This window comes from Nitrospirillum pindoramense (genome assembly GCF_007827955.1).
GTDB classification, from domain to species: Bacteria; Pseudomonadota; Alphaproteobacteria; order Azospirillales; family Azospirillaceae; genus Nitrospirillum; species Nitrospirillum amazonense_B.
In genome coordinates this window covers 369,370-393,429 of sequence record NZ_VITR01000006.1, presented here as the reverse complement: position 1 = coordinate 393,429, position 24,060 = coordinate 369,370, and the positions used below count along the sequence as shown (strand labels likewise).

Below are 24,060 nucleotides of genomic sequence, written 5' to 3'. Positions count from 1 at the left end.
CGGGGCCGCCGGTCCCCACCCGAGGCGCCTCAGACGGGAGGGGAACCACGAGACTGAGGATTGGGAGGGATTAAGGGTAGTTCCGCGGTACCGGCGCCGGGGGTGGCGCCATGGTGGTGGAATTGGGCGGGGCGACGCTGCCGATCAGGTTGTTGTCGGCGTCGTAAACCGCGCCTCCGCCGGCGGGATAGAATACCACCTGGCCGGCGGTGCGGCCGCGCTCATCCACCATGCGGTAGCTGTGGCTGAGGTCCACGCGTTCGGGCCGGGGTGACCCGCAGGCGGCGACGGTGGTCAGCGCGGCGCCGGCCAACAGGCCGCGCCATAAGAAGCGATGGCGATTATTTTTCATGATTTTCTCCGGTCGGCATGGGTTTAAACGACGCCCCCAAGTCTTTTTCACGGATCAGGAAATGAGATTTTAAGTAACCAATTACAGGTGGAACGCTATCACGGACACCGCCACCTGTCATGAAGCAGTCCGACGTAGGCGGAAAGGACGGTGAAATCTGGTGTTTGTCTTTCCAATGACGAAAGGGGGTGCCAAAGGACTGGGAAACCCCCTTCCGGCCTACGCGGGTCGATCTATAAAAGGCTGGCTCGGACTATTCGGCGTGGTGTTTCAGGACACCTTAGGGGACAGCAGGTCTTCCAGCCCGATTCGGCGGAACATCTCGGCCCGCACGCGGTCGGCGACGCCGTTCACCACCTCCGCCCCGTCCTGCGACGGGTCGATGTGGGTGCGGAAGGGGCGCTTGCCATGGGGTAGGTCCACCACCCGCACGATGGCTTCGCCCACGCTGGCGGCGTCGGCGTCCGGCGGCTCCAACGCGGCCAAGCCCTCCAGCGCTTGGGTCGGCACGCCGGCGTAGGGCCCGTCATCGTACTCGGCGGCGCGGGCAGTATCGGCGGGGGAGCCGGCATGGGCGAAGTGGTTGGTGCCTTTGGTGAAGGCGCCCGGGACGATGATGGCGGTCTCGATGCCCCAGCGGGTCAGTTCCGGGGCATAACTGACGGCTAGGCTGTCCATGGCGGCCTTGGCGGCGAAATAGGGCGCCAGATAGGGTGGGGTGCCACCCCGTGTGCTGCTGCTGGATACCCATACCACCAGGCCCTTGCCCTGGCGCCGCAGGTGGGGCAGGGCCGCGCGGTTCAGCCGCTGGGTGCTCAGCACGTTGATGTCGAACAGCTGGGCGTACTGCTCCGGCGTGAAGGCCTCGGCCGGGCCGAAGGACATGTGGCCCGCATTATGGACGATCACATCCAATCGGCCCGCCTCCTGGACGATCTGGGCCACGGCGGCTTCGACGGAGGCATCGGACTGCACGTCCATGTCCGCCGTGCGCAAGTCCACGCCGTGCTCGGCGGCAAACGCTTTGGCCTTTTCCACCTGCGGGGCGTTGCGGCCCGATGTGTCGCGCATGGTGGCGTAAACGGTGTGGCCGGCCCGGGCCAGGGCGCGGGCGGCCATCGCGCCGAAACCGCTGGAGGCGCCGGTGATGACGATGATCTGTTTCATGATCGGGTCCTCGCAATTCTGTCGGGGTGCGGATTTCAGATGATGCCGCCATTGGCGCGCAGCACTTGCCCGTTGATCCAGGCGCCGTCCGGGCCCACCAGGAACGCGACGGCGGCGGCGATGTCCTCGGGCTGTCCCAACCGCTCCAGCGGGGCCTGCTTGGCCAGGCGGTCCACCACCTCCTGCGGCTTGCCGTCCAGGAACAGCTCGGTGGCGGTGGGCCCCGGGGCGATGGCGTTCACCGTGATGGACCGCCCGCGCATCTCCCGCGCCATGACGATGGTCAGGGCCTCCACCGCCGCCTTGGTGGCCGCGTACACGCCGTACGTGGGCGGGTACAGTCCCACGATGCTGGAAGAGAAATTGACGATCCGGCCGCCGTCGCGCAGGCGCTGCGCCGCCTCCCGCAGGGTGTTGAAGGTGCCCTTCAGGTTGACATCGACCAGCTTGTCGAAGGTGTCGTCACCCATGTCGCCGATGGCCCCCAGGGGCATGATGCCGGCGTTGTTCACCAGGATGTCGATGCCGCCGAACGCGGCCTCCACCCGGTCGAACATGCTCTTCACCGCCGCGGCGTCGGCCACATCCGCCTGTACGGTCAGGGCCCGTCCGCCCGCCGCCTCGATCGTCGCGGCCACGGCATCGGCGGCGGCGGCATTGCCGGCGTAGTTGACGATGACGGTGTGCCCGTCGCGACCCAGCCGTTGGGCGATGGCGGCGCCGATGCCGCGGGACGCGCCCGTTACCAGCGCGATCCTCGGGGCGGTTTTGGTGGTCGTCGTGGTCATGGTGTGATCCTTTTCTTCGCCAGGGGCCTCTGCCGGGGACCTCCCCCGTCGCGGGGGCGCCCGTGGTGGTGACGAAGAAAAGGTGCCCCCTCAGGGTTTCTTGGATAAACCCCCCATTTCTGGCATCACTAGACAAATTCCATAAACAATCTGCCGGGCATCATGGACCGCTTCGACGCCATGCGCGTTTTCACCCGTATCGTCGAGCGGCGCAGCTTCACCGCGGCGGCGGAGGATCTGGGCATGCCCCGCGCCACCGTGACCCACACCCTGCAGCAGTTGGAGGGGCGGCTGGGCACGCGGCTGCTGAATCGCACTACCCGGCACGTCAGTCCCACCCTGGACGGCGAGGCTTTCTACCAGCGCTGCCTACGCCTGCTGGCCGACGTGGAGGAGGCGGAGGGCGCCTTCCGCGCCACCAATCCCAAGGGCCTACTGCGGGTCGACGTGCACGGCACGCTGGCGCGCCACTTCCTGTTCCCCGCCCTGCCGGACCTGCTGGCCCGCCACCCGGGCCTGGAACTGAGCATCAGCGAGGGCGATCGCCTGGTCGACCTGGTGCGGGAGGGGGTGGATTGCGTGCTGCGGGTGGGCGAACCGCGTGACAGCGCCCTCATCGGGCGCCGGGTGGCCTTGCTGCCCCAGGCCACGGTGGCCAGTCCGGCCTATCTGGAACGTTTCGGCATGCCGGCGACGCTTGAGGCGTTGGAAGGTCACCAGGCGGTGAACTTCGTATCCTCCTCCACCGGTCGGCCTTATCCCTTTGAATTCACGGTGGGGGAGGAAACGCGGCGCCTGACCCTGCCCGGACGGATCAGCGTCACCGGCGCCGACAGCTTCACCGCTGCGGCGCGCCTGGGGTTGGGCCTGATCCAGGTGCCGCGCTATCATCTGGCGGCGGACCTGGCGGCGGGCACCATGGTGGAGGTCCTGTCCCTGTATCCCCCGCCCGCCCTGCCGGTATCGGTGCTGTATCCGCAGAACCGGCAGTTGTCGCCGCGGGTGCGGGTGTTCGTGGACTGGGTCGCGGCGCTGTTCAGGGCGTAGGCCGGACGCCGCGCAGGTGAGCGCTCACCGTGCGGGCCAGGGCGTCGTCCTGGGTCAGCGGCGGCTGCCAGTCGAAGGCCGCACGGAAGGCGGCGTCATCGATCTCCAGCGACCCGGTCAGGCGGTCGACGATGCCAGACAGGCGGGGCAGGCGGCCAGCCAGGCGCCAGATGGCCGGCGGCAAGGTGACCTGCCAGGGGCGCTTGCCGGCCGCGGCGGCCAGGCGCGTCACCAGCTGGCTTGTGGACAGGGCCGGCTGGTCGGCGACCAGGAAGGTGCCGGTCACGTCCGGCCGCTCCACCGCGCGGGTGATGGCGTCGGTCAGGCTATCCAGGCTGATCAGGCTGCGCCGATTGCCGATGCCACCCAGGGGCAGCACGGGCCAATCCGTTGCCAGGCGCAGCAACGCCGCCATGTTGGCCTTGACGCCCGGCCCGTGCACCAGGGGCGGACGCAGGATGGCCAGTGACAGGGCGCCGTCCGGCGGGCATAGGGCCAGCAACGCCTGCTCCGCCGCGCGCTTGGAATCGCCGTAGGCGTCCTCGGGCCGGGCCGGGTCCCGTTCCGTCAGGGGGCGGCCGGGGGGGCTGTGGTCGCCCTGGGCCTTCACGCTGCTGAGATAGACCAGGCGGCGCAGTCCCGCCGCTTGCGCCGCCTCCGCCAGCCGTACGGTGGCGGTGACGTTCAGGGCCTGCAGCGCCGTCGGCGTGACATGGCGCTGATGCGCCAGGCCCGCCAAGTGGATCAAGGCGTCCGCGCCCGACAGTACCGGGGCCCAATTCACGGGGCCGGCGATGTCACCCACCGGCGCCGCCATCACGCCCGCCGGCAGGGGGGCGTCGGGTGTACGCACCGCGGCCACGACCTCATGGCCACTCGCCAGCAGGCGGGGCAGCAGGGCGCGGCCCACGAATCCGGTGGCCCCGCTCACCACGATCTTGGCCATGTCCGCCTTCCCGATGCCCCGTCTCTTCCGGCGCCTCAATGACACGGACGCGCCCCGTACGGCAACCGGATACGGTCAATGCAGATTCGCGGCGGTGGCGATCTTGTGGCGGACGCGACCGGTCGCGGCCGCCAGGGCGGTCGCGCGTTGCAGCAGCCAGCCCCGCAACTCCACCGGCTGGCGCTGCAGGATGGCCTCCACCGCCAGGGCGTCGGCCGCCGTGAGATCGGTGTCGGCGTTCAGCAGCAATTCCGCCAGCGCGCGACACTCGGCGGTTTGGGCCGCCGTTCCGGTGTGAAACAGGTGACGCATGCGCGCGGCGGCACCATCCGGGTCCTGGCCATACGGCATGCCCCCGCCCGATAGGGTGTGGGGTTGGGCCTCGCACGCGGGCTGCGGCTCGATCTCGGGGGTGTCTGGTGGCGTCATCGGGCCGTTCCTTCGGAGGGAAGTGGTCGGTCGGGACTACGCGTGATTCGTTGGCGCCCCCGCCAGCCCTCTTCGGGGCTGTTGACCGGCCTTTCATGCGATGGGCCTGAGGGTGGGGGGACGGGATGTTGAACGCCGTCACCCTACCATCCGGGCGCCCCCGTCGGGAGGCTGCCAAACGGAGAGGGCCGTTCGGGCTAGCCCCCCCCATTTTGACAGGCGGACTCCAGGCGGTCAGACCGCCGATGGGTTTTCCACCGGCGTCTCTGCCGGCGCGGTGGCGGGCGGGGTGCGGGGCGGCAGGGCGATGGCCCGCAGCGACCGGGACGTCAGGCCCAGGCTGACGATGCTCCACAGGGCCAGCCCGCTGCCCAGGAACATGATCTGCGGTGGCACATAACGCATCAGCCAGCCGCAGAGGGCGGAGGACAGGGGGGCCAGGCTCATGACGATGAACATGAACAGACTCATGCCCCGCCCCAGCATGGCGGGCGGGATGCGGCGCTGGATCCAGGTGAAGACGCCGATCTGGATGAAGCCGGCCAGGCAGCCCGCGGTCCCCATCAGCAAGGCCGCTTGCCAGGTGTGCCGGGCCAACCCCATGGGCATGAACACCAGTGCCAACAGCGTGTCCACCAGCAGGATGGTGGCGCCCAGCGTGCGCAGGCGGAAGGACGGCCGGGCGCCGGACACCATCATGCCCACCAGGGTGCCCACGCCATGCAGACCCATCATCAGGCCGTAGCCATCGGCCCCATCGCCCAGCCGGTCGCGGGCGAAGACCGGCAGCACCGCCTGCATCGGCCCGCCGATGAAGAAGGTGGTGGCGGAGAAGTAGAGGCAGAGGGCCCGCAGCTCCGGGTCGTTCCAGAAGTGGCGGATGCCATCGCCGATGGATCGGAAGACCGTGCCCAGCCGTTCCACCCGCGCCGGCTGGCCATCCCCCGGCAGGGTCAGCATCCGCACCCGGTAAAGCGTGACGGCGGAGATGACAAACGTGGCGCAGTCCACCAGGAAGGCGGTGCCCAGGCCGGCCAGATCGCCGGCTGCCTGTGCCCCGGCGGCGGCCCTTCCGCTGCCGCCCACCACCGCGATCAGGCCACCGGCCATCAGCGGTCCCAGCAGCAGGGTGGCCTGGCGCAGGCCCATCAGCATGCCGTTGGCCGCCTGCAACTGGTCGCCCGGCACCACACGGGGCAGGATGGTGGTGCCGGCCGGTATGCTGAAGGCGCTGGCCAAGCCTATGCTGAAGGCGACGACACACAGGATGGGCACCGTCAGGGTGCCGGTCAGCACCCCGATGCTCAGTCCGCCCAGCAGCACCGCGTTCACATATTTGGTCAGCAGCAGCACGCTGCGCGCCGGATAGCGATCCACCAGCGCGCCTCCCACCAGCAGGAACACGGCGCGCGGCAGGCTGATCAGACCCAGCACCACCCCCATGGTCAGCGTGTCGTTGGTGACGGCCAGCACCAGCCAGGGCATGGCCAGCAGGCTGAACTGGTCGCCCAGCATGGAAATGACGCCGCCGCTCATCAGCCACAGGAAGTTGCTGTTGCGCATCAGGGGGTTCGGCGGGCGCTTGGGTTTGGCTTCGCGGCGCATGCGGGCCTCACGGGGATGGGGGTGGAGCGGGCTTGGACGCCCTGCGGGACCGTCTGGGCCGCGCGGCCTTGGCGGCGGGCGGCGGGGGCAACTGCTGGTATTCGGGCGGAAGAGTGACCTGGCCGGTGGGAAACAGCCCCATGCGGCGGGCGGCGTCATAATCGGGCGGGCGGATGTCGCCCGTCTCCAGCGTCTCCACCAGCTTGGCCAGCCAGCTGTTCTCCGTCTCCAGATGCGCCAGGCCGTTTTCCAGGATGGCCCGCATGCCGGTGGAATGGATGGGCGCCATGTAATCCGCCAGGGCCTTAAGGGGCGCGTAATAGCCGCGCTGCGCCTCCAGCCGCTGGCGCAGGGCCGCCGCCACTGTGGCCGGGTCGGTATGGTGCAGGAACATCAGCGCGGGATAGAGCGGATGATAGCGCGGTGTCAGGTCGGCCAGCCGTTCCGCCATCAGGGCGTGGAACCGGGCGCGGCCGGCGGCCGTCAGGCCATAGGTGGTGCGCTCGCCCCCCCGGGCCACCGCCTCCACCCCCTTGGCCTCGATCAGGCCATCCCGGGCCAGGCTGCGCACGGCGTAGTACAGCGTGCCCACGTCCACATCGATGTAATGGTCGACATGGGCCGCCGTCAGCCGCCGTTTGATTTCATAGGGGTGCAGGTCGCCGCCCTGCAGCACGCCCAGGATGAGGAGTTCCGCTTTCATAGTTTAATCAAACTAATTTAGTTGGATTAAACTATCAACCCACTTGTTCGGCCTTTTGCGGCGCGGGTCGCGCATGCCCCTTGCAGGCGGACCCGGCCCGCGATTCAATGCGCGGGCCATGAACCGTCTGACCCTCCGCATCGATTTCGGTGACCAAGGCGCTGTCGGCCCCGGCAAGATCCGTCTGCTGGAGGCCATCGCCGAACACCGCTCCATCTCCGCCGCCGGGCGGGCCATGGGCATGTCCTATCGCCGCGCCTGGCAGCTGGTGGACGCCCTCAACCAGACGTTCGCCCAGCCCTCCGTCACCACCCAGGTGGGTGGCGGCGGCGGCGGCGGGGCCGCGCTGACGGAATTCGGCGAGGAGCTGGTGGCGGCCTACCGCGCCATGGAAAAGGCGGCGGCCGCCGCCACGGCGGACGTGCGCGCCGGCCTGGCCGCCCGCTTGCGGGCCCCGGCCGATTAACTCCCCTGGTCCAAGGCCACGGCCTTGACGATGGCCCACAGCGGTTGTCCGGGGGTGATGGCCAGCACGCTGGCGCTGGTTCGGGTGACGCGGGCCAGCAGGGGGGCGCCCCCGCAATCCAGCCGCACCACCCGGCTGCCGTCGGCGTCCTCCCGCACGTCATCCACCACACCCGGCAGGACGTTCAGGGCCGACAACCCCTGTGGCGGCCGGTCAGATAGCAGCACGTCACGCGCGGGAATGCGCAGTCGGGTGCGGGTGCCGGGCACCAGGTGACCCGGCACATGGGGAACCAGGATACGGCCGGCGGGGGTATCCAAGGCGAATAGCCCATCCCCGCTCTCGTGGCTCACCACGGCGTCCAGCAGCGCCCCCGCCTCCGCCCCGCCTGTCAGGTCCATCAGGTCGGGACGGGACCAGAGGGTGGAGGGCGCGCCCAAGGCGCGGACGCGGCCCTGGTCCATCATCACCACCGTGGTGGCCAGGCGCGCCACCTCCGCCACCGCATGGGTGACGTACAGGATGGGCAGGCCGGCATGGTCGCGCAGCCGCTCCAGATAGGGCAGGATCTCGGCCTTGCGCGCTTCATCCAGCGCGGCCAGCGGCTCATCCATCAGCAAGATGCGCGGCAGCGCCAGCAGGGCGCGGCCCAGGGCCACGCGCGCCTTCTCGCCGCCCGACAGCGCGGCGGGCCGCCGGTTCAGCAGATGCGTGATGCCCAGCAGGTCGGCCACCGACTCGCAAGTGGGCGAGTCCGGGGTCAGATGCCGGCGCGCGAACCAGCGGCCGTACAACAGGTTCTGCCGCACCGTCAGGTGGGGCAACAGCCGCGCCTCCTGGAACACATAGCCGACGCGCCGGCGGTGGGGCGGCAGCCACAGGCCCGCGGCCGTGTCCACCAGGGGAACGCCGTCCACGGCGATTCGGCCCCGGTCGGGCCGCTTCAGGCCCGCCACGAGGTCAACCAGGGTGCTCTTGCCCGATCCGGACGGACCGAACAGCACGGTCAGGCCCGGGCCGGCGCTGATCTTGGCGTCAACCTGGAAGGTCCCCTGCCGCAGGGCGATGTCCAGGTCCAGCGCCGCGACGGCTTGGCCCATCACGACACCCCGCCCAGGCGCCGCCCGACCTTGCGCGCCAGTGCCTCCGACAGCAGCAATGCCATCAGTGACAGCGCCACCGACACCGCCACCAGCCGCAGGGCGCCGGCGTCACCGCCGGGGGACTGGGTGTAGGTGTAGATGGCGCCCGACAAGGTCTGGGTGCGGCCGGGGATGTTGGAGACGAAGGTGATGGTGGCGCCGAATTCCCCCAGCGCCTTGGCGAAGGCCAGCACCGCCCCCGCCAGAACGCCGGGCAGCATCAGGGGCAGGGTCACGGTGGCGAACACCCACAGCGGCGGCGCCCCCAGCGTGCCGGCCGCTTGCTCCAGCTTCGCGTCCACCGCCTCGATGGACAGGCGGATGGCCCGCACCATGAGGGGGAAGCCCATCACCCCCGCCGCCAGGGCCGCCCCGGTCCAGTTGAAGGCGAAGACGATGCCCAGGCTGGACAGGGGTTTGCCCAGCCACCCCTGCCGGCCCATCAGCAGCAGCAGGCCATAGCCCGTCACCACCGGCGGCAGGATCAGGGGCAGGTGGACGACGCCGTTCAGCAGGTCGCGGCCCCAGAACCGGCCGCGCGCCAGCGCCAGCGCCACGGCGATGCCGGGGGGCAGCGCCGCCAGGGTGGCCCAGATGGCCACCTTCAGGCTGAGCTGGATGGCGGCCACCTCATCCGGGCCAAAGCCAAGGTCGATCATGAAGGCCCGTTGCTCAGCAGAAGGTCACTTCGCCGAGAGTACGGTGAAACCCTGGGCCTCGAACAGGGGGCGCGCCTTGGCGCTGGCCAGGAATTCCAGGAAGGCCTGCGCCTGGGGGCTGGTGCTGTCCTTGACCAGGGCGATCGGGTAGAGGATGGGCGCGTGGCTGTCGGCCGGGAAGGTGGCGACGATGCGCACGCCCGGTTCCGCCACGGCATCGGTGGCGTAGACGATGCCCAGCGGCGCCTCGCCCCGCGCCACCAGGGCCAGGGCGGCGCGGACGTTTTCCGCCGGGGCGAGCCGGTCCTGCACCTTGTCCCAGGCACCCAGCTTCTGCAGCGCGGCCTTGGCGTATTTGCCGGCGGGCACGGCGGCCGGGTCGCCGACGGCCAGGCGGCCGCCTTTCTGCGCGGTGTCCAGCGCCTGGTCCAGGGCCACACCCGACTTGATCTCGATGGCGGCTTTGCTGTCGGCGGCGGCGACCAGCACCAGGCGATTGCCCAGCAGGTCGCGGCGGGTGGCGGGCTGGACCAGGCCCTTGCCGGCCAGATAGTCCATCCAATCCTCATCGGCCGAGATGAAGATGTCGGCGGGCGCGCCTGCCTCGATCTGCTTGGCGAGGGCGGAACTGGCCGCATACGTCACGGTGGCCTTGGCCCCGCCGCTGGCGACATAGGCGGTGTTGGCAGCATCCAATGCATTCTTCAGGCTGGCCGCCGCGAATACCAGGGGGCCCGCCGATTGGGCCCGACCGGGGGAGGCCCCCACCGCCACCGCCGAAATCAGGACCGCGGCCAGCACCAGCCGATTTAAAAACCTACCCATGTTCCTGCCCCCTCGCGCTTAATCCGAACGCTATATCCCGATGAATATAGCGTGTGGCGCCGTCCGCCGCCATGGGAACCGGTGCCGCGACCCCATCACGGCCGATCCGCCAACGGCACAGCGGTAAAAGACAGTCGCGGTATTTATGGGCGGACCGCATGCCCTCTTGTCGCTGGCGACCGGATGGGCGCGCGCGCCACCTTGGTTCCTGTCCGCATGCGGGGGCCTCCCCGCGCCTGTGCCACGCCTTTTGGGGGATGTCGCCATGACCAGCATTTCGTCGACCACCGGCACCAACATGACGGTTTCGCTCACCTCGCTGCTGCAAAGCGGCGGGTCCACCGCCAGCAGCGCGTCCTCCGCGTCGTCGTCGGCGTCCTCTTCGACCGACAGCAGCGGTTCCACCAGCAGCGCCTCTTCCGCGAAGACGGTCACCAGCTCGGTCACCACCACCGCCTCCGACGGGTCGACCACCACCACGGTCAGCTATTCCGATGGCTCCTCGACCGTGACCACCACGCCGCCGACCCAGTCGGCCACCCAATCCGCCAACAGCGGCCAGGGCGGCTCCAGCCAATCCGGCAGCAGCAATGATGGCAGCGCCAGCAATAGCGCCAGCCAGGGGTCGCAGATCAGCGCAGTCAACATGCTGGTGTAATCAAATTACATTGCGCGCAATCGAATTAATCCTGTAGCCTCGGGGTCGAATAGGATCCCGGGGGCGACAGCCCTCCGGGACGTCTGGTCCGAACGGGGGGAAACATGGCCACGGTTTACGACTTCACGGTTCGGGACGCCGCCGGCGCGCCGGTGGATATCGCGGCCTACAAGGGCAAGGTCGTGCTGGTGGTCAATGTCGCCAGCAAATGCGGCTTCACCCCACAGTACAAGGGGCTTGAGGCCCTCTATCGCAAGTACAAGGACCAGGGCCTGGTTATCCTGGGCTTCCCCTGCAACCAGTTTGGCCAGCAGGAACCGGGCGACGCGCAGGAAATCCAAAGCTTCTGTTCCCTGACCTACGATGTCACCTTCCCGGTGTTGGCCAAGGTCGAGGTCAACGGCCCCGGCGCGGAACCGTTTTATGAGCACCTGAAAGCCCGCGCCCGCGGCTTCCTGGGCAGCAAGTCCATCAAGTGGAATTTCACCAAGTTCCTGGTGGGCAAGGATGGCAAGGTCAAGCGCTACCCTCCGCTGGCCAAGCCCGAGCAGCTGGAAAAGGCCATCCAGGCGGCGCTGGCGGCCTAACCCGCCCCCTCCCCGTATTCATGGGCCAGCAGGCCCATGACCAGGCTGTCGTGCCAGTGGCCCATCAGGGAAAAGGTCTGCCGCTCGCGTCCCTCGATGCGGAAGCCCAGCGTCTCATAGCAATGGATGGCGCGGGTGTTGATGGTCAGGACCCGCAGGCCGATGCGGTGCAGGCCCAGGGGGCCGAAGGCGTAGGGGAACAGCAGGCGCATCGCGCGCATACCAAGGCCCCGGCCCAGCACGGCCGGGTCCAGCAGGCCTATACCCAGGCTGGCGGTGCGCAGCCCGGGGGCCAGCGCCTCGTTCACCCCGCCCAGGCGGACGCTGCCCACCATGCGGTCGGGCAAGGGGCCGCTCGCTCCTCCGGCGCCGGGCTCCGGCAGGGCGATGGCCCAGCTGTAGGGAAATTTAAGCTGGTCCGTCATCCATGCCTCGGCATCCGCCAAGGTATAGGGCGGGTTCCCGCCACTGCCATCCCAGCCCATCAGGCGGTGGATTTCCGCGTCCCTTCCCAGAGCGAGGCGGGCGACGCAGTCGTTGCCGCGCAACGGCCGCAGGATGACGCCGCCGTCGCTCAAGGTAGGCAGAATCGGGGGGGCGGGAATCACCGCCGCATCGGTCATGATGGCATCGCCGCCTAGGGGTCGTCAGGACTCGATCTTGATCTGGTCCGGATCGGACACCACGATGTGGGTCTGGTAATAGAACTTGTCGGTGCGCTCCCCCTTCTGGTTCAGGTACCAGATGGTCACGCGCCGCGCCTCGCCCAGGACGGTGATGCGGTGGCCCTTGAAGGTGGCATCGGCGTCCTGGCCGTACATCTGCTTGAACGCCGGCAGGGCGCTGGGCAGGATCTCGATCGTCAGGGTGTGCGGGTCCCGATAGTCTTCCTGGGAATTCAGGAAGACGCGGCCGTTCTGCCGCCCCGTCGCCACCACGTCCAGGATGTATGTGTCGGACCAGACGTCGGGCGCCACGGCAGCCGCGTAATGGACCGCGTCCTCTGTGGTCAGGGGCTGGGTGGCACACCCCGCCAGCAGGGCGGAACCGAGGGCGAGAAGGGCGGCGGTTTTCATGGGCGAACCTTTTGGCCAGGTTGAGGCGCCGGTAGGATAGATCAAGCCGGCGCCCGTGTTCAATTTCGGGCGGGGCGCCCCGTCAGGCCGCCGGCGCCAGCAGCCATAACAGGAACAACACCAAAGGTAGGTGGAACAGCAGCTGCGTAAAGCTGAAGCCCACGATGTCCTTGGCCTTCAGGCCCAGCACGCCCAGCAAGGGCAGCATCCAGAACGGGTTGATTAGGTTGGGCAGGGCCTCGGCCGCGTTGTATATTTGCACGGCCCAGCCCTTGTGGGCGTTCACGTCGATGGCGGCCTGCATGACATAGGGCGCCTCGATGATCCACTTGCCGCCGCCCGATGGCACCAGAAAGCCCAGCACGGCGGAATAGACGCCGATGACCACGGGGAAGGTGCCACCGTTGGCCAGGCTGACGAACAGGTGCGCCAGGTGGTGGGAAATGGATTGTCCATCCGCCCCCGGCACCTGGGTCAGTAACTGGGCGATGGCGCCGTAGAAGGGGAACTGGATCAGGACGCCGGCCGTGCTGGGCACGGCCTTGGATACCGCGTTCAGAAAGCCGCGCAGCCGGCCATGCAGCAGCAGACCCAGCATGACGAAGAAGAAATTGTAGGTGTTGAGGTTGGAGATGACAGCCAGCGCCGGCTTGTTCTGGAACTCATGCACCAGGAATCCGGCGCCCAGCGCCACGATGACCAGCGGCAGCAGGGGGGTCAGTTCCAGCCAGTCACCAGGGCGCGCGACGGCGCTCTTTTCAGGGTTCGCCTCGGTCACGTCGATGCCCAGGTCGGCGGCGGTGCGGGCCTGCGCATCGCCAGGGGCCGAGTAATAGGCGATGGCGACGGAGGCCAGCAGGATCACGAGCCCCATCGCCATGGACTGCCACAGGAAGATGGTCTGGCTGAGGGGGATGACGCCGGTGATGTCAGCCACCGCTTTGGGCAGGCTGGCGGGGTTGGCTTGCAACATGGCGGCGGATGAGCTGAGGCCCAGGGCCCAGGTGGCGCCCAGGCCCAGATAGGCGGCGGCCCCCGCCGCGCGGTAATCCACGCGGATGTCCCGCCGCCGCGCCAGCGCCCGCACCAGCAGGGCGCCCAGCACCAGGCTTAGGGCATAGTTCAGGTAGGATGCCGCCATGCTGGCGAAGGCGGTGAAGGCCACCGCCCCCCGGCCCGTGGCCGGGACGCGCGCCAGCCACTCGATCAGCCGCAGCACCGGGGGCGAACTGGCCACGACATAGCCGGTGATCACCACCATGGACATCTGGATGGTGAAGGGGATCAGCGACCAGAAGCCATCGCCCATGCCGGTGGCAATGGCCGCCACCGGCGCGCCCGTCGCCAGGTTGCCCGCCGCCACGATGATGACCCCCAGCACAACGAACACGAAGGCGTCGGGGAACCACTTTTCCGCCCAGCGGGTGAACGCGATGGCGCTGCGCGCCAACAGCCCACCATCCGTCCCGGCATCCGCCATCTTATTGATTGCCATTCACGTTTCCTCCACGCGGATCTTCTCGCCGCGCCCTCAACCTTAACGGCAGGGGCGGGGAAAACCAGCGGGAAGGTGGGGCTTCGGGCTTAAACCGACTCGTCAGGGCGGTGGAACACCCGGGTGCCGCAGATGCGGTCGTGGCCGGCGGTTTTCTGGTCGGTGAAGGCCACCATCAGGTAATTGACCAGGATGGCCACGCAGACGATCAGGGCCACGCCGCCGTACAGCAGCGGCGACGCCTTGCCCAACGGTTGCAGCAGGACCAGGGGCAGGCTGATCAATTCCTGCACGCCGATGCGCGCGAAGGCCAAGGCGGGGCTGACGGGCGCGCCATCGGGCCTGCCCACCACCAGGTTCATGAAGCGCTTGCCCGGTGTCGCCCGCATCCGGCTGGCGACGAACAGCGTATGATAACCAAGGTACAGGGCGATGTTCACAAACACCGCCGTTGGCGGTGTCAGCGCGGCGAGGTCGATTGTTTCAGGCGGCGGGGGCGCCAGGGGATAGCCGAAGAGTACGGCCAGGGTCAGTGACAGGACAAACAGGATCAGGCCGTCGATGATTGCGGCCAGGGCCCGGCGCCAAAAGCCGCCATAAGTCCATCCTGCGGGAATGGCCGTGTCGGTGACGGTGAAGGCGGCTTCGGTCGTTTCGACGCTCATGAGCCCTCTATATCGTATGAATCGTGGTGGGACCTTAAGGACATAGGTCCCGCACCTGTAAGGACAATGCCGCCACAACGTGTGTCACCGCCTTAAATGAGACGGGGCCCGGTAGGGCAACGGCACTGTCCGTAATATTCTCTCTATTAAAACGCCGTTCACATTGAAATAGGGTGTCGTGCCGAATTAATGGGCCGTTCATCCCAAGTAAACGACGCTGTGATTATTGTGGGACAACGCTTATCACCCTGGGATCGACAGGGCAAGAGGGGTGACATGATAGTTTGTTGACTAAGCACCGACTTGTGACAGGTTGTGACAGTTTGTACACCCCTCCGGATTCATCGGAAGTCAAAGTTCAATTTCTGATTGGGATTTCTCGCTGCCCGGTCACATTTGCCGTCAGGCAATGGGGCGGCCGTCCTCGCGGGAACCATCCCCATTGCCTCGAAAACCCCGGCGAGTCGGTGTCGCGCGCGTGGATGGGGTGCCGTCGGTCCCCAACCATTGGCCATTGGGACGGGAATGGTCTGCGTGATCAGGGGTGCTTGCCGGTGTCCGTCACGGTGGCCGGCGGTGCGGCCGTGGGTGCGCCATCGGCTAGGGGCTCCGGCTGCGGGGCCACCCGGCGCAGCCGCGGGCCGGTCACCTGGAAGATGGGCCCGCCGACATAGGTGAAGTATACTTTGCGCTGGCTGTGGGCGACGAACATGCGGTGCGCCCTCAGGAAATCCAGGCCCAGCAGCATCTCCGGTATTTCCCTCCCGCCGTGGCTGAACAATTCGCCAAAGCGCAGGCGCACGTGCCTGATTTGCTCATCCCCCAATTCGAAGCTGTCGAACACCCCGATGTAGTCGTCGACCGCGTCGTTGCCGATGCCATGTGACGTGCCGCTGCGGGTGACACCGGGGCTGTCCTTGGTGACACCCGCCTTTTCCGCCGCGCGTTCCGTCATCACCGAGGTATAGGCCCCCGTGTCCAGGGCGGCGCGGAGTTCCGTGCCATTGACCTTCACCGTCAGCCAAATCTTGGGGTTGGTCTGGCTGGAACGGCCGATATCGGCCTCATTGTAAGCCCCGCCCCAATAGGCGAGGACGACGTCGTCGCAATCCTGAGGCTTGAACAGTTTCACCCGGCTATGGGCGATGTCCAGGTCCAGGTCGAACCGGGACAGGAAGCTCTCGCCCAACAGGCCCACGACGTTGGGGGGACCAATGTCATGGTTGCCCGCCACAGGGAAATCCAGGTTATGGGTCGTCCAAAGGCCCAGAGAGAAATCCTTGATCCTGGCGACGTCGACGCTGACCCGCCCCCCGACGCCATCGACATACAGGTTGGGCAACCAATGATGGGTGAGGTTCAGGCGGGCGGCGGCGGGCGTGGTCAGCATGCCCATGGCGGCACCCGTGTCCATCAGCAGATAGACCTTCTGCGCATTCACCTCGACCGGCACCAGGGGCGCGTTGCCGTCCATGACCAAGTCCAGGGTGCCGACCGAGAGCAACTGGCATTTCGAGGATTCGGCCGCCGCAGCCGGCATGGCCAGCAGTACCCCGACGATGGCGCCGGCCACGCGTGCCCGCATTCCGCTCCAAAGCGTCATCCCCCGACCCCGCTTTCATCATCGGCGCCCCAGCGCCGTATCCTTCGGCGTGTCTCATGCCCGGGTCCTGGCAGGCAAGCGGGTGTTGTGGCCTTTTTGTCGCAGGATGGTGCCGCGTATCGGTCTCCCCACCCCCGCAAGTCCAAGGGACAAGAGCGTCCGTTACTTTTTGCCCTCCGCCTGCGCGTCTTTGGAGGCGTCTTCAGCGCCCGGCTCGGGGATTTCGCGGCGCAGGCGGGGTCCCATCACCTGGAAGACCGGTCCACCGACATAGGAGAAGTAAATCTTGCGCTGGCTGTGGGAGATGAACATGTGGTGGGCGCGCAGGAAGTCCAAGCCCAGCAGCATCTCCGGCATGTCGCGCCCGCCGTGGCTGAACAGTTCGCCAAAGCGCAGCCGGACGTGCTTGATCTCCTCATCCCCCAGGCGGAAGCTGTCGAAGACGCCGACATAGTCCTGTACCAGATCGTCGCCTATGCCCACCGACTTACCAGTACGCGTTACGCCCGGACTTTCCGGGGTCAGCCCCGCCCGGGCCGCCGCCCGTTCGGTCAAGATCGAGGTGGACGCGCCGGTGTCCAGGATGGCGCGGATTTCCTCACCATTGATCTGGACCTTCAGCCAGATCTTCGGATTTTCTTTCGAGAAGCGGCTGAATTCCGCTTCGTTAAAAGTGTCGGTCCAGTAGGCTAAGGCAAAATCCTCACAGTCCTTTGGCTGAAAAAGCCCCACCTTATTGTGGGCGATATCGATATCCAGATCGAATTTGGATAGGAAATTCTCCCCCATCACGCCGAATATCTTCTCATTATCCGACAGGTCATGGTTGGTGAAGACTGGATAGTCAACGTGGTGGGCCTTCCAATCGCCCAGACGCAATTCATCGAGCCTGGCTTCCTCAACGCTGACCCGGCCTCCGACACCTTCCATATAAATTCCAGGGACCCAATGGCCGGACAGATTCAGCCTTTTCGCCGCTGGCTTTGTGATCGTGCCGAAGGTGGCGCCAGTGTCCATTATCAGGTAGCCGTCCTGGCCATTCACGCCCACGTCCAGCAAGGGCATGTTGGCATCCATGGTCAGGGCCAGGGTTCCGACGCGCAGCAACTGGCACTTCGGCTTGTCCCCCCCCGCCCATGCACGGCCATGGGGGCCAGGCGCGGCGCAGGCCAGGGTCAGGCTCAACAGGGCCCCCGCAAGGCGGCGGAAGGCGCGTCGGCGATGCGTCGTCATAGTCATGCGTCTCTCTGCATTGAAGGCCGTGAACCGGCTGATCCGTGGGGTCGGGAGCGGCGGTTCCAGGTGGGAGTCCAGCTGGGTCCCCATGTGGAGGGCCTACGTGGGGAAGGCCCAGCGGCCAAGCCGGACTTGGCCTTGACGACGGCAACGATCCGGCAGGCGGCCGCCGCGTCAATGAAGTCCGTCGCCGGGCGGGTTGGCGCCGGCGCAATGCATACGGCCCGACGCCCCCCGGCGTCGAAACCATGCCGATCCCCAACCGGGACCGGGTTCCCCATCGTCACAGTCCGATATCCCCAAGGCCGTCACACCACGCGCGGCCATTGCATGAACAATGCCATGACCCTCTCGGGTTGTGGAAGATGGTAGATGCCGATTTGCAAATAGCGGCCTGCGCCAGGGCTGGGACTTATTGCCTCACCTAACCCTCAAAACGGTCCAGGGCCGCCATGTCCCGCACCTCGATGCCGCCGTATCCCCGGCGCACCAGGCCCGCCCCCTCCAGCCGGCCCAGCGCCCGGTTGGCCGTCTGGCGGCTGAGGCCCAGCATGCCGGCCAGGTCCTCCTGCGATAAGGGCAGCTGCACCGGCCCGCTTCCCGCACCCTCTTCCAGCCGGCAGAGCAGGGCCAGCAGGCGGGCGGTGCGCTGAGGGGTGGGCAGGGCCAGCACCTCGCCCAGGTAATGGGTGGCCTGGCGCAGGTGGCGGCTGAGGATGCCGGCGAAGTTGGCCCAGCGGCGGGGATCGGCCTCCACGATGCGCGCGAAGGCCTCGCCTGGCAGATGCAGAACCAGGCTGTCGCCCTTGGCCACCGCCGTCTGCCCCCGGGGCAGGCCATCCACCATGGACACCTCGCCGAACCAATGGCCGGGCCCGGCATGCAGGATCACCACCTCCCGCCCGTCCTCCTGCACGGTGGCCAGGCGCATGCGGCCCGTGACCAGGGCATACAGCCCATCCGGCGCGTCGCCGCCACGATAGACGGCCTGGCCGTCGGCGTAGGCGCGCAGCCGCCCCCGCGCCAGGATCTCGGCGCGCAGATCCGCCGGCTGCTCCGCCAGCCATCCCCGCCCCTCCAGCACCTGGGCTGCCGCCCGCTTGTCCATTCGGCCGTCCTCCCGTTCGGTTGGGCAAGATTGTCAAATCCGCGACATTCTTGGAAGCCGTCCAGGCGTAGGCTGCCTTCCTCAGAAAAACACCGGGAGGACCCCCATGTTCGACACCGCGCCCACGCTGGCCCCCGCCGACCAGCCGCCGTTACGCGACCGCGTCTCACCCGAGGAATGGCGGTTGCGCGTCGATCTGGCGGCGGCGTATCGCCTGGTCGCGCTGTTCGGCTGGGATGATCTGGTGTTCACCCATATCTCGGCCCGGGTGCAGGGACCGGAACACCATTTCCTCATCAACCCCTACGGCATGCTGTTCGAGGAAATCACGGCCAGCAGCCTGGTGAAGGTGGACATGGACGGCAAGGTGGTGCTGGACACCGGCTTCCCCGTGAATCCCGCCGGCTTCACCATCCATTCCGCCGTGCATCAGGTGCGGGAGGATGCGGGTTGCGTGCTTCACCTGCACACCGCCGACGGCACGGCGGTCTCCACCCTGGAGGAGGGGCTGCTGCCGCTGAACCAGACGGCGCAGCTGGTGATCGACGACCTGGCCTATCATGACTATGAAGGGGTGGCGTTCGAGCATGACGAACGCCCGCGCCTGCAGCGCGACCTGGGCACCAAGAACACCATGCTGTTGCGCAACCACGGCACCCTGACCGTGGGCCGCACGGTGGCGGAGGCGTTCACCCGCATGTACTTCCTGGAACGGTCCTGCACCATGCAAGTGCGCACCCTGACCATGGGGCGGCCACTCTACCCCGCTCCCCAGGGGGCCATCGAGCGCAACATCCAGATCAGCCGCCAGGGTGTGTCCCAGGCGGCCAACCTGCTGGTCTGGCCGGCCCTGCTGCGCCGCCTGGCGCGGCAGATGCCGGGATATCAGGACTGACGCTCACGCCCAGTCAGCGCCATGACCGGCACGGTCATGGCGCTGTAGGACGCGACCGCGTCCGCCGGAGCGAGCACCGCCCAATTAGTGTAAAGGGGGGCGCCGCGAGGACAGGCCAGGCCGCCGGACGGCGGCGCCCGGCGTTTGAGGGAACACTAAAAGCCTCGGCCTCTCACCCGTTCCCATCAATACCCTTCATCCACCCAGTGCTGGCTGGACTTCTTCGGCCGCTTGTAGCCGTTGTCTGGCTGGCGCGGAGGCAGGGGCAGGTCCACCGGGCTCAGATCCTTGTAGGGGATCTGGTGCAGCAGGTGGGCGATGCAGTTCAGGCGCGCCTTCTTCTTGTTGTCGGCGTCGACGATGTACCAGGGGGCGTGGGCATGGTCGGTATGGGCCAGCATCACGTCCTTGGCCTTGGAATATTCCACCCAGCGGCCGCGCGATTCCAGGTCCATGGGCGACAGCTTCCAGCGCTTCATGGGGTTGTGCATCCGCTCCACGAAGCGCTTCTCCTGCTCCTCATCGCTGACGGAGAACCAGTACTTGATCAGGATGATGCCGGATTTCACCAGCATTTCCTCGAACAGAGGGCAGGCGCGCAGGAACTCCTGGTATTCATCCTCGGTGCAGAAGCCCATGACCTTTTCGACGCCGGCGCGGTTGTACCAGCTGCGGTCGAACAGGACCATCTCTCCCTGGCCGGGCAGGTGCTGGACATAGCGCTGGAAATACCATTGGCCCTTCTCCCGCTCTGTCGGGGTGGCCAGGGCGACCACGCGGCAGATGCGGGGGTTCAGGCTCTCGGTGATGCGCTTGATGACGCCGCCCTTGCCGGCGGCGTCGCGCCCCTCGAACAGCACCACGACCTTCAGGCCCTGGATGCGCACCCATTCCTGCAGCTTAAGCAGCTCGAACTGCAGGCGGGCCATCTCATCGATGTATTTGTAGTGCTTGGGCGGACGTCCGGGCTTGCCCGGGCCCAGGATGTTCCACCGGTCCTCAATGCGCTTGTGTTCCTTGGCGTTGCGCAGGATTTCGCCGTCCAGCGCCGGGGCCGGGCTTATGTCCGCCATTTCTTCCGGCGTGGGGTTCCCCACTTCACCGCTCGCCTCGGCGCCTGGGGCGGCGCCGTTGCCGTTCTGCGTGTTCTGGTTCGCGTGCTTCTTGGACTTGCCGGCCATGGCGTATCAGGCCTCTCGGTAAAGTGGGCGGGTGAACCGTTATGGTTCCTTGCCAAGTACCTTGTCCCCGAATGGGGCGCCCCATCCTTGCGCCATGTCAATGCTCACCCTTTGGTTATGTGGCTTGCATCATGAAAGCCATAAGGCCAGAATCGCGCCGGACGCCACGACGACGGGAGGGATGATGATGGCCCAGGTGAACGACGCAGAAAAGCAGGTGGGCGAGGCGGAGCGCATGGCGGCGCTGGCCCGCATGGATGGCCTGGCCTTCCTGCATGCCCTGATGGCGGGGGATCTGCCCCCGCCGCCCATCAACCAGACGCTGGGATTCACATTGACCCATGCCGAGGTCGGCTACGCCGTTTTCACCGGAACCCCGGTCCACGCCTATTACAATCCCATCGGGTCCGTTCATGGCGGGTGGATCGCCACCCTGCTGGACAGCTGCATGGCCTGCGCCGTGCAGACCACGCTGACCGGCGGGCGCGGTTACACCACCCTGGAACTGAAGATCAACTACGTCCGCGCGGTGACGGAGGCGACGGGCCCGGTGCGGGCCGAGGGGCGCATCATCCACGCCGGCGGCCGCACCGCCACGTCCGAGGGCCGGCTGCTGGATGGCCAGGGGCGGCTGTTAGCCCACGGCACCACCACGTGCCTGATGTTCGATCCCCGGCCGCCCCAGGCCTGAGGGGGGAGAGGGTAATGGGGTGGCGGGCGTGGTTCCGGCCGCACGGCCGGCCAGCGCCTCCACCACCCGGCGATGCATGGCGCCGTCCAGCGGGTATCCCGCCATCAGCGCCAGGGTGGTGAGGAACAGGCCGCAGGGCAGCAGCGACATCAGTTGGCGCAGGCCGCTCAGCGTTTCCGCCGATTGCGTGGCGTTGGGCACGAAGCCGATGGCGGACAGCAGCCAGCCCAACAGGGCGCCGGCCAGGCCCAGCGCCACCTTCTGCGCCAGGGAGGCCACTCCGAAAATCTTGGCCTCGTCCCGGCGGCCGAAGCGCCATTCATTGTAATCGACCAGGTCGGGCAGCATGGCCCAGAAGCCCACGGCGTGGACGGTGCAGCCCACGAACAGGGCGGCTATGGCCGCCACCGCCAGGGCGGGCTGGTCGCTGGGCGCCAGAAGGAAAGCCAGGGATGACAGGGCCGCCAGACCGGTGCCCAACTGCCACGACACCTTCTTGCTGGTGCGGCGGGACAGCCACACCCAGAAGGGGACGCTGATGGCGCTGGCGGCGGAGAAGGCGGGCATGGCATAGGCGGCCAGGTCCATGTCGCCCACGTCATACTTGAAGAAATAGACCAGGTTGCGGAACTGCAGGGCGCCGGCCACCTGGATGAGACCGATGGACAGCAGCAGCCGCATCAGCGGGCCGGACCGGCCCAGGGTGCGCAGGAATCCGACGACATCGCTGTCAAGGGTGGCGCGGGAGGCCGGCGCCAGGGCTGGCCACGGCTCCTCCTTCACCACGCTGGCGCACAGCCAGAACAGGGCGACGGACAGGGCGCCGACCACCAGGCCGCTGATGCTGTACCCCAAACCCCCATAGGCGCTGGCGTGTCCGCCGGTCGCCATGTGGTCGATCCGGGTGGCCAGCGCCGGCAGCAGGAAGGACACGGTGATGCCGCCGATGAAGGCGCAGGTCATGCGATAGCCCGTCAGGCTGGACCGCTCCTCCGCGTCCTGGGTGATGCGCGCCGACAGCGAGGCGTAGGGGATGGACACGATGGTGTAGACGCCGCGCCACACGGTATGGCTCAGGATGGCATAGGCGATCAGGCCAGCCTGGCCCAGGCCCGGCGCGGCGAAGCACGCCGCCATCACCGCCCCCAGGGGCAGGCCCCCCCACAGGATGAAGGGACGGTAGCGGCCCAGCCGGGTGCTGGTGCGGTCGGCCCAGACCCCCATCAGCGGGTTGGCCAGGCCGTCAACGATGGCGGCCACCAGGAAGCCTATGCCCACCCACACCGGGGGCACGCCCTGCACGTCCGTCTGGAAATAGGCCAGGAACAGGGTCATCGCCTGCCAATGCAGGTTCAGGCCCAGGTCGCCGATGGCGTAGCCCAGCTTGATCTTCAAGGCGACGGGCGCCTGTCCGTAAGCCATTTTCCCCCCTGGGTCTTTATCCGTGGGCCTGGTGGCGGTAAGGGGAATGACAGCGGTGCCATCGTCCCCTAGCGCCTCGACCGCCCCCAGGAAACAACATCCTGTGGCGGTCGCGCCAGCGTCCCTTTCGGCCAGGTGGGGGGCAAAGACGGTCAAATGATGGACGCGCGCGTTTTTTTGCGCCAACGATGCAGGATTGCCGCAACCGGGCGCCTTGGGCGATTGTGAGCCGGCATAGTTGAGGAATGGGGAGTGGACATATGGCGGGGCCTGACCGCAAGCCGACGATCATCGATGTGGCGCGCCTGGCGGGGGCGTCCATCAAGACGGTGTCGCGGGTCATCAACAAGGAACGCTATGTCAGCCCCGACATGCAGGAGCGCATCGAGAAGGCGGTGGCCGAATTGGGCTATCAGCCCAACATGATGGCCCGCAGCCTGGCCAGCGAGCGTTCCAACCTCATCGGCCATCTCTACGGTGATGCCGGCGGCCCCTATACCCTGGAGATCCAGGTGGGCCTGCTGAACCGCTGCCGCGACCACGGCTACCACTTGATGATCGAGGAAATCGATTATCGCAGCGCCAATGTGGAGCAGCGGGCCAGCGCCATCGTCAACCAGATGCGCCTGGACGGCGTCGTGCTGACGGCCCCGGTGACCGACAACCCCGTCGTGCTGCGCATCCTGGAGGATGCGGGCGTGCCCTATGTCCGGGTCACGCCGCAGCAGGAATCGGAAACCTCCCCGTCCGTCCGTATCGACGAGCGGCAGGCGGCCTATACCCTGACCCAGCACCTGCTGGCGCTGGGGCACCGCCGCATCGGCTTCATCAAGGGCAAGGCCAACCACACCGCCACCATCCTGCGCTACACCGGCTATTGCCAGGCGCTGACCGATGCCGGCGTGGCGGTGGATCCGGTGCTGGTGGAGCAGGGGGAGTTCACCTACGCCTCGGCCGTGCCCTGCGCCCGCCGCCTGCTGGATCAGCACAACCGGCCCACGGCCATTTTCGCCAGCAACGACGAAATGGCCGCCGCCGTGGTGGCGGAGGCGCACAACCGCAGCTTCAGCCTGCCGGCCCAGTTGTCCGTCGTCGGCTTTGACGACACGCCCCTGGCGGAAATGATGTGGCCCCCCCTGACCACCGTGCGCCAGCCGGTGCGCGAAATGGCGGAGGCGGCGGCGGACATCCTGATCGGCCTGCTGTCCCAGCGCGGCAAGGTCGATTGGCCCAAGCCCGTGCCCCACCAGGTGCTGGCCCATACCATCCTGCTGCGCCAGTCCACCGCCCGTCCGCCGGCCAAGGGCTGAGGGC

Annotated in this window: 26 protein-coding genes; 7 read left to right on the top strand and 19 right to left on the bottom strand. The window is 67.5% G+C overall.

From position 1 onward, the window contains the following. Positions 1–70 precede the first annotated feature (70 nt). The 3 genes from FBZ90_RS12655 to FBZ90_RS12645 all read right to left on the bottom strand — a co-directional run bounded on the left by FBZ90_RS12655 (position 71) and on the right by FBZ90_RS12645 (position 2,307). Positions 71–352: a hypothetical protein gene (locus FBZ90_RS12655; protein ID WP_145732615.1), complete on the bottom strand. Its 282-nt coding sequence runs from the start codon at positions 350–352 to the stop codon at positions 71–73. 270 nt (positions 353–622) lie between these two features. Beyond that, positions 623–1,519, bottom strand: coding sequence for an SDR family oxidoreductase (locus tag FBZ90_RS12650; RefSeq protein ID WP_211102006.1), 897 nt, complete (start codon positions 1,517–1,519; stop codon positions 623–625). A 35-nt stretch (positions 1,520–1,554) separates the two neighbouring features. After that, complete coding sequence (locus FBZ90_RS12645; protein ID WP_145732613.1) at positions 1,555–2,307, bottom strand: SDR family oxidoreductase; 753 nt, start codon at positions 2,305–2,307, stop codon at positions 1,555–1,557. A gap of 180 nt (positions 2,308–2,487) precedes the next feature. Between FBZ90_RS12645 and FBZ90_RS12640 the strand changes: the two genes are divergently transcribed. Then, positions 2,488–3,354 carry a LysR family transcriptional regulator gene (locus FBZ90_RS12640; protein ID WP_420872594.1) on the top strand — a complete coding sequence of 289 codons (867 nt, stop codon included), beginning with the start codon at positions 2,488–2,490 and terminating at the stop codon, positions 3,352–3,354. On the opposite strand, the gene FBZ90_RS12635 is transcribed toward FBZ90_RS12640, so the two are convergent. From FBZ90_RS12635 to FBZ90_RS12620, 4 genes are all read right to left on the bottom strand, one after another. Beyond that, entirely contained in the window at positions 3,344–4,300 is a 957-nt protein-coding gene (locus FBZ90_RS12635; protein ID WP_145732610.1) for an NAD-dependent epimerase/dehydratase family protein, read from the bottom strand. The two genes, FBZ90_RS12640 and FBZ90_RS12635, sit on opposite strands and share 11 nt — an antisense overlap. Before the next feature lie 75 nt (positions 4,301–4,375). Beyond that, the gene (locus FBZ90_RS12630) at positions 4,376–4,729 is read right to left on the bottom strand and encodes a hypothetical protein (protein WP_145732609.1); all 354 of its coding nucleotides are present in this window, start codon (positions 4,727–4,729) and stop codon (positions 4,376–4,378) included. A 234-nt stretch (positions 4,730–4,963) separates the two neighbouring features. Continuing rightward, positions 4,964–6,334, bottom strand: coding sequence for an MFS transporter (locus tag FBZ90_RS12625; RefSeq protein WP_186455778.1), 1,371 nt, complete (start codon positions 6,332–6,334; stop codon positions 4,964–4,966). Positions 6,335–6,341: 7 nt separating this feature from the next. After that, positions 6,342–7,037 carry a PadR family transcriptional regulator gene (locus tag FBZ90_RS12620; protein WP_145732606.1) on the bottom strand — a complete coding sequence of 232 codons (696 nt, stop codon included), beginning with the start codon at positions 7,035–7,037 and terminating at the stop codon, positions 6,342–6,344. A 118-nt stretch (positions 7,038–7,155) separates the two neighbouring features. Here FBZ90_RS12620 and FBZ90_RS12615 point away from each other — a divergent pair, with 118 nt between their 5' ends. Continuing rightward, positions 7,156–7,503: a winged helix-turn-helix domain-containing protein gene (locus FBZ90_RS12615; protein WP_145732605.1), complete on the top strand. Its 348-nt coding sequence runs from the start codon at positions 7,156–7,158 to the stop codon at positions 7,501–7,503. Here the strand turns inward: FBZ90_RS12615 and modC are convergent. Genes modC through modA form a run of 3 tightly spaced genes read right to left on the bottom strand, consistent with a single transcriptional unit; the run spans position 7,500 to position 10,129 of the window. Continuing rightward, the gene (modC, locus tag FBZ90_RS12610; RefSeq protein ID WP_145732603.1) at positions 7,500–8,603 is read right to left on the bottom strand and encodes a molybdenum ABC transporter ATP-binding protein; all 1,104 of its coding nucleotides are present in this window, start codon (positions 8,601–8,603) and stop codon (positions 7,500–7,502) included. The two genes, FBZ90_RS12615 and modC, sit on opposite strands and share 4 nt — an antisense overlap. Continuing rightward, positions 8,603–9,304, bottom strand: coding sequence for a molybdate ABC transporter permease subunit (gene modB / locus FBZ90_RS12605; RefSeq protein WP_145732601.1), 702 nt, complete (start codon positions 9,302–9,304; stop codon positions 8,603–8,605). Before modB ends, modC begins: the two co-directional genes overlap by 1 nt. 24 nt (positions 9,305–9,328) lie before the next feature. Next, positions 9,329–10,129: a molybdate ABC transporter substrate-binding protein gene (gene modA, locus FBZ90_RS12600; RefSeq protein WP_145732599.1), complete on the bottom strand. Its 801-nt coding sequence runs from the start codon at positions 10,127–10,129 to the stop codon at positions 9,329–9,331. 265 nt (positions 10,130–10,394) lie between these two features. On the opposite strand from modA, the gene FBZ90_RS12595 reads away from it, so the two are divergent. Both FBZ90_RS12595 and FBZ90_RS12590 read left to right on the top strand, forming a co-directional pair. Continuing rightward, on the top strand, positions 10,395–10,787 hold the full coding sequence (locus tag FBZ90_RS12595) for a hypothetical protein (RefSeq protein ID WP_145732597.1): 393 nt from the start codon (positions 10,395–10,397) through the stop codon (positions 10,785–10,787). Between the two features lie 104 nt (positions 10,788–10,891). Continuing rightward, positions 10,892–11,374: a glutathione peroxidase gene (locus FBZ90_RS12590; RefSeq protein ID WP_145732595.1), complete on the top strand. Its 483-nt coding sequence runs from the start codon at positions 10,892–10,894 to the stop codon at positions 11,372–11,374. On the opposite strand, the gene FBZ90_RS12585 is transcribed toward FBZ90_RS12590, so the two are convergent. The 7 genes from FBZ90_RS12585 to FBZ90_RS12555 form a co-directional block, all read right to left on the bottom strand. Next, positions 11,371–11,997: a GNAT family N-acetyltransferase gene (locus tag FBZ90_RS12585; RefSeq protein WP_145732593.1), complete on the bottom strand. Its 627-nt coding sequence runs from the start codon at positions 11,995–11,997 to the stop codon at positions 11,371–11,373. The two genes, FBZ90_RS12590 and FBZ90_RS12585, sit on opposite strands and share 4 nt — an antisense overlap. A gap of 24 nt (positions 11,998–12,021) precedes the next feature. Then, positions 12,022–12,450, bottom strand: a complete 429-nt coding sequence (locus FBZ90_RS12580) for a hypothetical protein (protein WP_145732591.1) — start codon at positions 12,448–12,450, stop codon at positions 12,022–12,024. A gap of 82 nt (positions 12,451–12,532) precedes the next feature. Further along, positions 12,533–13,945 (bottom strand): short-chain fatty acid transporter, encoded by a 1,413-nt coding sequence (locus tag FBZ90_RS12575; RefSeq protein ID WP_145732588.1) that lies wholly within the window; start codon positions 13,943–13,945, stop codon positions 12,533–12,535. Between the two features lie 89 nt (positions 13,946–14,034). After that, complete coding sequence (locus FBZ90_RS12570) at positions 14,035–14,610, bottom strand: RDD family protein (protein WP_145732586.1); 576 nt, start codon at positions 14,608–14,610, stop codon at positions 14,035–14,037. Positions 14,611–15,148: 538 nt separating this feature from the next. Beyond that, positions 15,149–16,195: a retroviral-like aspartic protease family protein gene (locus tag FBZ90_RS12565; RefSeq protein ID WP_186455777.1), complete on the bottom strand. Its 1,047-nt coding sequence runs from the start codon at positions 16,193–16,195 to the stop codon at positions 15,149–15,151. Between the two features lie 180 nt (positions 16,196–16,375). Then, positions 16,376–17,446, bottom strand: coding sequence for a retroviral-like aspartic protease family protein (locus FBZ90_RS12560; RefSeq protein ID WP_186455776.1), 1,071 nt, complete (start codon positions 17,444–17,446; stop codon positions 16,376–16,378). A 427-nt stretch (positions 17,447–17,873) separates the two neighbouring features. After that, the gene (locus FBZ90_RS12555; RefSeq protein ID WP_145732580.1) at positions 17,874–18,557 is read right to left on the bottom strand and encodes a Crp/Fnr family transcriptional regulator; all 684 of its coding nucleotides are present in this window, start codon (positions 18,555–18,557) and stop codon (positions 17,874–17,876) included. Positions 18,558–18,663: 106 nt separating this feature from the next. Here FBZ90_RS12555 and FBZ90_RS12550 point away from each other — a divergent pair, with 106 nt between their 5' ends. After that, the gene (locus FBZ90_RS12550) at positions 18,664–19,452 is read left to right on the top strand and encodes a class II aldolase/adducin family protein (RefSeq protein WP_145732578.1); all 789 of its coding nucleotides are present in this window, start codon (positions 18,664–18,666) and stop codon (positions 19,450–19,452) included. Between the two features lie 185 nt (positions 19,453–19,637). Here the strand turns inward: FBZ90_RS12550 and ppk2 are convergent, their stop codons facing one another. Further along, positions 19,638–20,633 carry a polyphosphate kinase 2 gene (gene ppk2 / locus FBZ90_RS12545; RefSeq protein ID WP_246130382.1) on the bottom strand — a complete coding sequence of 332 codons (996 nt, stop codon included), beginning with the start codon at positions 20,631–20,633 and terminating at the stop codon, positions 19,638–19,640. A gap of 196 nt (positions 20,634–20,829) precedes the next feature. Here ppk2 and FBZ90_RS12540 point away from each other — a divergent pair, with 196 nt between their 5' ends. After that, positions 20,830–21,324 (top strand): PaaI family thioesterase, encoded by a 495-nt coding sequence (locus FBZ90_RS12540; protein ID WP_246130377.1) that lies wholly within the window; start codon positions 20,830–20,832, stop codon positions 21,322–21,324. Here the strand turns inward: FBZ90_RS12540 and FBZ90_RS12535 are convergent. Beyond that, the gene (locus tag FBZ90_RS12535; RefSeq protein ID WP_145732576.1) at positions 21,268–22,746 is read right to left on the bottom strand and encodes an MFS transporter; all 1,479 of its coding nucleotides are present in this window, start codon (positions 22,744–22,746) and stop codon (positions 21,268–21,270) included. The two genes, FBZ90_RS12540 and FBZ90_RS12535, sit on opposite strands and share 57 nt — an antisense overlap. Before the next feature lie 260 nt (positions 22,747–23,006). Here FBZ90_RS12535 and FBZ90_RS12530 point away from each other — a divergent pair, with 260 nt between their 5' ends. After that, positions 23,007–24,056, top strand: a complete 1,050-nt coding sequence (locus FBZ90_RS12530; protein WP_145732574.1) for a LacI family DNA-binding transcriptional regulator — start codon at positions 23,007–23,009, stop codon at positions 24,054–24,056. The last annotated feature ends 4 nt before the right edge of the window (positions 24,057–24,060 follow it).